7 protein-coding genes and 1 pseudogene are annotated in these 7,249 nt (G+C 67.3%); 3 read left to right on the top strand and 5 right to left on the bottom strand.

What is annotated here, in order from left to right:
• The 4 genes from B2U11_RS00040 to dsbD form a co-directional block, all read right to left on the bottom strand.
• A partial coding sequence (locus tag B2U11_RS00040; RefSeq protein ID WP_292068885.1) for a bifunctional metallophosphatase/5'-nucleotidase occupies nucleotides 1-955 on the bottom strand: 955 nt, incomplete at its 3' end.
• Nucleotides 956-963: 8 nt separating this feature from the next.
• Nucleotides 964-1,638: a DsbA family protein gene (locus tag B2U11_RS00035; RefSeq protein WP_035308672.1), complete on the bottom strand. Its 675-nt coding sequence runs from the start codon at nucleotides 1,636-1,638 to the stop codon at nucleotides 964-966.
• A 23-nt stretch (nucleotides 1,639-1,661) separates the two neighbouring features.
• The gene (locus B2U11_RS00030; RefSeq protein ID WP_035308673.1) at nucleotides 1,662-2,456 is read right to left on the bottom strand and encodes a TlpA disulfide reductase family protein; all 795 of its coding nucleotides are present in this window, start codon (nucleotides 2,454-2,456) and stop codon (nucleotides 1,662-1,664) included.
• On the bottom strand, nucleotides 2,453-4,351 hold the full coding sequence (gene dsbD, locus B2U11_RS00025; protein ID WP_224764426.1) for a protein-disulfide reductase DsbD: 1,899 nt from the start codon (nucleotides 4,349-4,351) through the stop codon (nucleotides 2,453-2,455). Before dsbD ends, B2U11_RS00030 begins: the two co-directional genes overlap by 4 nt.
• 62 nt (nucleotides 4,352-4,413) lie before the next feature.
• On the opposite strand from dsbD, the gene B2U11_RS00020 reads away from it, so the two are divergent.
• The 3 genes from B2U11_RS00020 to B2U11_RS00010 all read left to right on the top strand — a co-directional run bounded on the left by B2U11_RS00020 (nucleotide 4,414) and on the right by B2U11_RS00010 (nucleotide 7,010).
• Nucleotides 4,414-5,067: a response regulator gene (locus B2U11_RS00020; protein ID WP_035308676.1), complete on the top strand. Its 654-nt coding sequence runs from the start codon at nucleotides 4,414-4,416 to the stop codon at nucleotides 5,065-5,067.
• On the top strand, nucleotides 5,064-6,395 hold the full coding sequence (locus tag B2U11_RS00015) for an ATP-binding protein (RefSeq protein ID WP_035308677.1): 1,332 nt from the start codon (nucleotides 5,064-5,066) through the stop codon (nucleotides 6,393-6,395). The genes B2U11_RS00020 and B2U11_RS00015 overlap by 4 nt, the downstream gene beginning before the upstream one ends.
• 486 nt (nucleotides 6,396-6,881) lie before the next feature.
• A complete protein-coding gene (locus tag B2U11_RS00010; protein ID WP_292068883.1) occupies nucleotides 6,882-7,010 on the top strand; it encodes a hypothetical protein in 129 nt (42 codons plus the stop codon).
• Nucleotides 7,011-7,017: 7 nt separating this feature from the next.
• On the opposite strand, the pseudogene B2U11_RS00005 reads toward B2U11_RS00010, so the two are convergent.
• A pseudogene (locus B2U11_RS00005) lies at nucleotides 7,018-7,249 on the bottom strand (lytic transglycosylase domain-containing protein); the annotation flags it as partial.

Here is a 7,249-nt window from a genome sequence, read left to right as displayed (position 1 = left end):
CCGCCTGCGCCGCCGCCGCCAGCAGGACGTCGTCCATCGGCGCGCTGGCCATGGCGTAGCGGTGAAGGGGGATGGCGGTGCGGCCGACGATGCGCGCCAGACGCTCGCGCTCGGGCGCCAGGGCCATCTCCACCAAGCCGGCGACTTGATCGTCTTCGGGGCCAGCGTCCACGGCTATGAGCCGATGGCGCCGCAGGCACACGCGGCCCTCTGCAATCTCCAGATCCAGCCGGCCGATATAGGCGCCGTGGCAGCCGGACTGGATGATCAGGGTGTCGCCGACGCGGGCCGGTTCGTGCAGGCGGTTATGGGTATGACCGCTCAGGATCACGTCGATGCCCGGCGTTTCGGCGGCCAGCTTCAGATCCTGCGGAAAGCCCAGGTGCGACAGCAGGACGACCAGATCGACCTTTTCCTCGCGGAGCTGGTGCAGCTGCTCGCGGGCTTCGGCCACACCCATTTCAAACCGCACGCCTTCAGAGAAGGCGGGGGGCATCGTCTTGTCGATGATGGGGCAGGCCAGGCCGATCACGCCGATCCTCAGACCGCCGCGCTCGAACACCCACCGCCCGTCGAACTCCGGCGCGCCGTCATCCTTGCGGAAGACATTGGCGGCCAGGACGGGATAATCCAGTCCCGCCGCCAACGCCTTGAACCCCGCCGGGCCATAGGCGAACTCCCAGTGCGCCGTCATGGCGTCGATCTTCAGGGCGTTCATGATCGGAACCAGCGCCTCGCCCCGGCTGGCGACGGCGACCCGCGTGCCATGGAAGGTGTCGCCGTTGTCCAGGGTCAGGCATGCACCTTCGGCGCGCGCCTCTTCGAAGAGGCGCGCGATGCGGGCGACCCCGCCCAGCCGTTCGAACCGCCAGCCGCCTTCGGTGCGCACCAGTTCGGGATGCGGCTCGAGATAGCCGTGGAGGTCGTTCAGCTGGAGCAGGGTCAGGGTGGTCATGGTCGGCTTCAGCGCAGCGGTTGTCCGGAGCGGATACGACCGATCACCGCTTCGAGTTGCGCCTGGGGCATGCCGCCGGGGATCAGATTGCCGTTGATGATAAAGGCGGGCGTGCCCTGCAGGGCCAGGGCCGCCGCTTCTCGACCATTTCGGTCCAGCACCGCGTCGATGTCTGCGCGGTGTTCGGCCAGGTCCTGATTCAGGCGCGCCATGTCCACGCCGGCCGACTGGACCAGACGGGTGATGTCCGCCTGGTCGCCGATGCGCGACGGCGACAGCATGAAGGCGTTATGGACGGCCTCGTACTTGCCCTGATAGGCGGCGGCGAGGGCGGTCCGGGCGGCGGTCTCCGAGACGTCGCCGAAGATCGGCCAATCCTTGTACAGGACGCGCACCTTGGTGTCCGCCTTCAGCAGGCCGTCGATCTCAGGCTGCATCTTCTTGCAGTAGGGGCAGTTGTAATCGACGAAGCCGATGATGGTCACATCGGCGTTCTCGGCGCCGATGAAGGGCGCTGCGGGATCGCGCAGCAGGTCATTGAAGCCGACCTGGGCGATGGGCGGCATGTCTTGTCCGGAGGCGGCGGAAGGGCTGGCGGGCGCCGCGCCGTTGTCGGCGTCGGCCGGGCCGCAGGCGGCGAGCGCCAGGACGGCGGCGAAGGCAGGGGCGAAGGTGCGGTTCATGGAAGCTCCGTGAGGCGAGGGGGTCAGTGCAGACGCGCGATTTCGGTCGCGATCTGTTCGGGGGCGATTTCCCCCATGTGGGCCTTGGCCAGACGGCCGTCGGCGTGGAGGAACAGGGTCACCGGAATGCCGGCCGTACCGTAGTGGCGGGGCAGCGCCATGGCCTCGTCGAACAGCACATGGTCGAGGGCCAGCCCCTGGCTCTGCAGAAAGGCCCGAACGCCGGCTTCGCCCTCGCCCTGGTTGACGAAGAGGAAGCGCACATTCGGATGGGCTTTTTCGGCCTGGGCCAAAGCCGGCATCTCGCGCCGGCAGGGCGGGCACCAGGTGGCCCAGAGATTGATCACCGTAGGCCGATCGATCGGCGCCGAAAGGTCGATCGCCGGTGCGTCCATCGCGGCCAGCGTCAGGGCGGGCGGCGCCATGGGCTGCGTCGCCGAGGCCAACTGATGGGCGGTGGTCCAAACCAAGGCGCTGGCCAGCACAGGCGCAATGGCCCAGGCGCGTTCGCGCGTCGTGCGCAGCAGCAGAATGGTGGCCAGGATCACGACCGGCGCGACCCAGATCCAACTGAATCCGCCCTGCCAGACCGCGAGCGCCCGCCACGGGTCAGCCCCGAAATACTCCCAGTGCGTCGCCACGTGACCGAGGCGGGCGACCGCCAGACCGCCGAAGACTAGGACCGTGCTCCACAGGTTGAAGCGCGGGCTGACCCGGCTGGCCAACAGCCCGACGCCGATCATGAAGACGAACACGCCGGCGATGATGGCGAACCGCTCGCCCGACAGGACGAGCGGGCCCAGGGTGATGGCGTTCATGCGGCGGCTCCGGCGCTCTGCAGGGCGGAGGCGACGTCTTGGGCCGACATCTCTCCGATCAGTCGGCTGCCCGGCGCTTCGGTCGCCGAGGGCGACAGGAAGATCATCGTCGGCGGTCCGATCACTCCGTGCCGCTCAAGAAGCGCGCGCGCCTCGGGCGTGCTGCGCGTGACGTCGACCTTGATGAGGTCGGTGTTCGAAAGGCCGGCGATGACCGCGGGGTCCTCGAACACCGTCCGCTCGATCACCTTGCAGCTGACGCACCAGTCGGCGGTGAAATAGACCAGGGCGGGACGTTCGCGCGCGGCGGCATCGGCGACGGCGCGGTCGAGCGCCGTCTGATCCAGCACGACCGCTGCGGTTTCGACCGGCGCGGCGGCTGAGATTCCAGCGGGCCGCGCCAGGGGCTCAAGCGGACGCCACGGGTCGTCCGCCCCGAGACTGAGGCCGACCAGCAGCAACAGGCCCCAGGTCGCGGCCGCCAGGCCAGCGACACGTGCGACGCCGTTTCTCAGATTCGGGCTCAGCGGCTGGAACAGGCCGAGAGCCGCCGCCAGACCGAGCGCCAGCGCCGCGCCGAAAGCCAGCGTCGCGCTCGGCGGCAGGATGCGGCCGGCCAGCCACCAGGCCATGCCCAGGAAGATGAAGCCGAACAGCATCTTCACCCGGTCCATCCACGGCCCAGCCTTGGGCAGGAAGCGCGCGCCGACCGTGCCGAACACGATCAAGGGCACCCCCTTGCCCAGGCCCAGGAAGAACAGGGCCGCCGCGCCCAGCCCAACGTCGCCGGTCTGTGCGATATAGAGCAGGGCGCCCGCCAAGGGCGCGGTGACGCAAGGGCCCACGATGAGGGCGGAGACGAAGCCCAGACCTGCGGCTGAGGGCAGGGACCGCCGTCCGTCACCGCTGTCGCGGGACAGGCGGCTGGTCCAGGCCGAGGGCAGTTGCAACTCGAAGCCGCCGAACATGGACGCGGCGAGAACGACGAAGACGACAACCAGAGCGCCGATCGCCCAAACCGACTGGAGCGCCATCTGCAGGTTCTGTCCGGACCAGGCGGCCGCGACGCCCAGCAGGGCGAAGGCGACGGAAAGGCCCAGCACATAGGCGACCGAGAGCATCAGGCCTCGGCGCGTACCGCGCCCGTCCACGCCGCGTCCGATGACGCCGGCCAGGATCGGGTACATGGGAAAGACGCAGGGCGTGAAGGCCAGAAGCACGCCGAAACCGAAGAAGGCGAGCAGGACCCAGGTGGCCCCGCCCTGCAGCGCCAAGCGATCGACGAAGCCCGGGCTGGGGTCCGGGATGACCGCCGGCGATGGCGCGACCGGCGGAGGCGCCAACGCGCCCTCATCACTCGCGAGTGCGGGTGTGGGTGCAGCGCCCGGCGCCTGGATCGCCAGCAGAGCGGCGGCCTGAGCGGTCTGCGCATCGGCCTCCCGAGCGGCAACCTCGGACTGCGGCCGGGTCGGCACGTCCACTGTCCGCGTCATCGGCGGGTAGCAGATCGAGTCCTCGAGGCACCCCTGGTAGGTGATGTTGACCGACGTCGGGCCGCCAACCTGCGTCAGGGTCTGCGCCGATAGGGTCGCGCGACCCTCGTCATGCCAGACGTCGACGACGCCAAAGCCCGGATCGTCCTTGGTTTCGCCGGTCGCAAGCTCCAGAGGCAGCGATGCTTTCCCGCCCGGCGTGCTGGCGACGGTGTGGTCACGATAGAGATAATGGCCGGGCGCAATGTCCCAGGCGAAGGCCAGGTCGCCGTCAGCCTCACGCGTCACCGTCAGGGAGAAGGCCTTGTCAGGCGATAGCGGAGCCTGACCCAATGCCGAACCCGGAAGGGTGAAGGACAGGATCGCGAGAGCGGCGGGCAACAGTCGGCGGAAAAACCTCATGGCCATCTCGTCGGCAAACGAGCTTAAGTCAGGCTTAAGCCGCAACTTCCACCTCACGCCGCATGAGACTGCTCGCCATAGAAGATGATCCCGTTCTCGCCGACGGCCTCCAGGTCGGGCTCAGCGCCTGCGGCTGGACGGTCGAAGTCGTCGGGCGGGTCGAGGACGCCCTCGCGGCGCTGGAAAGCTCGGCGTTCGATGCGGTCGTGCTGGATTTGGGTCTTCCTGATGGCGACGGCCTTTCGGTGCTGCGTTTCGTTCGCGAGCGCGACATGGATGTCGGCGTGGTGGTCTTGTCGGCGCGCGATGACAGTCGGGACCGCATTGTGGGTCTGGACGCCGGCGCGGACGACTATGTCGGCAAGCCTTTCGATCTCGACGAACTGGCGGCGCGACTGCGCGCGGTGCGGCGTCGCCTGCTTGGGCGCTCGGCGCCCGCCTTGCGCCACGGCGGGGTGACCCTTGATCCCCAGTCGCGTCTGGCTTGGCGTGAAGAGGGGGACCTGCCCCTTTCGAGACGTGAGTTCGCCATCCTGGAGGCCCTGATGGAACGGCCTGCACAGGTCCTCTCGCGCAGTCAGCTAGAAGAACGCCTGTACGGTTGGCAGGAGGAGATCGGCTCTAACGCGGTGGAAGTGCACATCCACTATCTCCGGGCCAAGTTGGGAGCCGGCTTCATCCGCACCGTCCGCGGCGTAGGATACACCCTGCAATGAGCTCGATCCGCCTGCGTCTGTTCGCCACCCTCGCGCTCGTGACCGCCCTCGTCTGGGGCGGCGCGGTCGTCTGGGTCGAGATCCAGACCCGGGCCGAGGTGCAACGGGTGCTGGACCGGCGCCTGATGGAGTCGGCCCGCATGGTCTCGTCCCTGATGCAGGCCGGCAGCGTGCGCCCGGCGATGCAGGCTCCGGAAAGCGGGGCCGCCGATGTCTACGACCGTCAGCTCTCCTGCCAGATCTGGTCGCTGGAAGGCGATCTGATTGGTCGGTCCCAAAGCGCGCCTGCGGAGCGATTGTCGGAAGGGGGCGACGGTTTTTCAGAACGCACGATCCGGGGCGAGCGCTGGCGCGTCTACACGGTGCATGATCGTGATGCCGGTTTCAGGGTCATGGTCGGGGACAATCTGGCCGTTCGCGAGCACCTGGTCGGCAATGTCGTCACCGCTTTGATCGGTCCGGCGGTCCTTGGTCTGCTGGTGCTTGGCGTATTGATCTGGTGGTCGGTAGGGCGGGGGCTGACCCCTATTCGACAAATGACCCGCAGCCTTGCGGTACGGGATGCGGAAGATCTGACGGCGTTGGACGTATCGCCGGACGCCCGCGAACTCCGTCCCTTCGCCCTGGCGCTGAACGACTTGATGTCACGCCTTGGCGCAGCGCGACGTCGCGAGGCCGAGTTCACGGCCGCTGCCGCGCACGAATTGCGTACGCCTCTGGCAGGCCTGCGCGTCCAGGCGCAGATTGCGGCGTCGTCTTCGGATACGGCCGTTCGAAGACGCGCGCTGGAGCAGATCCAGACCTCTGTCGATCGCACTGCCCGCCTCGTCACAGGTCTTCTCGTCTTGGCGCGCGAGGACGAGATGCCGGTTAGCGACGAAGATCGCCGCTGGGTGACGCTTCGGTCGCTGTTTGCAGGAGCGGAAGGCGATGATCGGGTGTCGATCGTTGAAGGTGACGCGCTGCTTAACGTGGATCCAGATCGCTTCGAGGCAGCGGCTGCCAATCTCCTCGCCAACGCGCAGGCGCATGCGGCATCCTCAGTCGTGATCAGTTACGACCCGACTTCCGGGCGTTTAATCGTCGAGGACGACGGCCCGGGCGTGGCCTTCTCGGACCTGCATCGGCTGGGTAGGCGCTTCTTCCGTGCGGCCAATGCACCTTCCGGAGGGAGCGGTCTGGGCCTCTCTATCGTCCTCGCCACAGTGAAGGCCCATGGGGGACAGGTGCAGTTCTTGCGCTCACCAGGAGGCGGTCTCCGTGTCGAGGTGATAGTTGCTATTGAGGCTTCGGGGTCGATGCATAAGCCTAGCACGCTGACCGACTAACAACGATCTCGGCACGCCGAAAGGGTGAGCTCGGGGCCGATCGCGGATCGGAGGCGGACATTAGATGTTCTCACCTCCAGCGTCTGCTGATGCAAACGGCTGCTGGTCGCACAGCGAGGATAGCCCGCACGCACCCCACTGCTGGCTCACTAAGTTGGGCTAGGGCTTTCGGCGGCTCAGCGGCCGCTGGTCGGGAGATTTCCGACCGGGTTTCTGCTATGGGATTTCAGGAAGTGGGTATTGATCCAGATTGCTGGCTCTTCCCCTCTTCTGGTGACCATATGGTGACCAATCGTCGCTGAGATTTCCTAAGTTCTTAGAAAAATCAGCTTTATCAATAGGATAGAACGAGAGTTCGCGGCATCGAATATCCTGTACTGGGAAGTCGAGGCCCTGGCTTAACCAGCGGCAAACCATGGCGGCTGACGAGGCCTTAATCGGACCGCGTTATCTGGAGCCAGCCGCTTCCGGCTGGAGAGACCCGCCATGACGGCGTCCGCGCCCCCTTCGATCCCGGCAAGGCCGCCGCGTCCGCTGCATCCCCTGCTGGCCCACGGCCTGGTGGCGGCGGTCGCGGCGATGGCCTGGGCCATGCTGCTGGCGGCGGTATTCTGAGACAGTCCTACTGAACGCCCGGAATAAGGGCGGCCTGGGCGATCTGCACCGGTTCGGCGGTGGGCGGGACATAGTCCAGCGCTACGGGGATCAGCGGTGCGCCGGCGGCCACCGCCTCCAGCGTCTTCAGCGGTCCGCCGAACATTCGCTGATAGATCCAGTAGGCCGCCACGACCTTTTCGACGTACTCGCGCGCCTGAGGCACGTCGATGGTCTCGATCAGCAGCAGCGGGTCGGCG

This window comes from Brevundimonas sp. UBA7534 (assembly GCF_002479325.1).
Lineage (GTDB): Bacteria > Pseudomonadota > Alphaproteobacteria > Caulobacterales > Caulobacteraceae > Brevundimonas.
Note: the sequence above shows the minus strand (reverse complement) of the source record. Positions and strands in the feature narration are given on the sequence as shown.

Excerpts from the sequence above, each read along its gene's own strand:
- B2U11_RS00010 (WP_292068883.1), top strand. The coding sequence starts at position 6,882 with ATGACGGCGTCCGCGCCCCCTTCGATCCCGGCAAGGCCGCCGCGTCCG.
- B2U11_RS00030 (WP_035308673.1), bottom strand. The coding sequence starts at position 2,456 with ATGAACGCCATCACCCTGGGCCCGCTCGTCCTGTCGGGCGAGCGGTTC.
- B2U11_RS00035 (WP_035308672.1), bottom strand. The coding sequence starts at position 1,638 with ATGAACCGCACCTTCGCCCCTGCCTTCGCCGCCGTCCTGGCGCTCGCC.
- B2U11_RS00015 (WP_035308677.1), top strand. The coding sequence starts at position 5,064 with ATGAGCTCGATCCGCCTGCGTCTGTTCGCCACCCTCGCGCTCGTGACC.
- dsbD (WP_224764426.1), bottom strand. The coding sequence starts at position 4,351 with ATGAGGTTTTTCCGCCGACTGTTGCCCGCCGCTCTCGCGATCCTGTCC.
- B2U11_RS00020 (WP_035308676.1), top strand. The coding sequence starts at position 4,414 with ATGAGACTGCTCGCCATAGAAGATGATCCCGTTCTCGCCGACGGCCTC.